Genomic DNA, 785 nt, shown 5'->3' with positions numbered 1-785 from the left:
GTCGGAATTGCTAGTAATCGCGGATCAGCATGCCGCGGTGAATACGTTCCCGGGTCTTGTACACACCGCCCGTCACACCACGAGAGTTTACAACACCCGAAGTCGGTGGGGTAACCCGCAAGGGAGCCAGCCGCCGAAGGTGGGGTAGATGATTGGGGTGAAGTCGTAACAAGGTAGCCGTATCGGAAGGTGCGGCTGGATCACCTCCTTTCTATGGAGACTCGGATCTGATAGATCCAGTCAAGTGTGTTTAACACACAAATCGCTGATAACTCATTTCATTTGTTCAGTTTTGATGGAGTTTGCACACTTCTATGAAGTGGTTCATCAAACATGGGGCCATAGCTCAGCTGGGAGAGCGCCTGCCTTGCAAGCAGGAGGTCAGCGGTTCGATCCCGCTTGGCTCCACCATTAACTTATTGCTTACTTTCGCCGCCGATAAGGCGGTGTTGTTGACACTAAGCTAATGATTGCAAATTACATCAGATTAAACAAATTGTTCCTTGAAAACTAGATAACGAAACAAAACGTAAAGTAAGAACTTAGGTTGTGTTGACCTTATGGTTACACAAAAATCTTTAAAGCTTTTCTAGGTTAAGCTAGAAAGAGCACACGGAGGATGCCTAGGCACTAGGAGCCGAAGAAGGACGTGGCGAACGACGAAATGCCTCGGGGAGCCGTAAGCAGGCTTTGATCCGGGGATGTCCGAATGGGGGAACCCAGCTGTGGTAATGCGCAGTTACCATGTAGTGAATACATAGCTACATTGGAGGCAGACCCAGGGA

At 49.2% G+C, this 785-nt stretch carries 1 tRNA gene and 2 rRNA genes; all 3 read left to right on the top strand.

Annotation, left to right across the window (positions count from 1 at the left end):
* Positions 1–211, top strand: a 16S ribosomal RNA gene (locus AC1DVJ_RS31195); the annotation flags it as partial.
* A 124-nt stretch (positions 212–335) separates the two neighbouring features.
* Positions 336–411: transfer RNA gene (locus tag AC1DVJ_RS31190), tRNA-Ala, on the top strand.
* A gap of 181 nt (positions 412–592) precedes the next feature.
* Positions 593–785, top strand: a 23S ribosomal RNA gene (locus tag AC1DVJ_RS31185); the annotation flags it as partial.

Source organism: Paenibacillus sp. P4_A9 (assembly GCF_056402415.1).
Note: the sequence above shows the minus strand (reverse complement) of the source record. Positions and strands in the feature narration are given on the sequence as shown.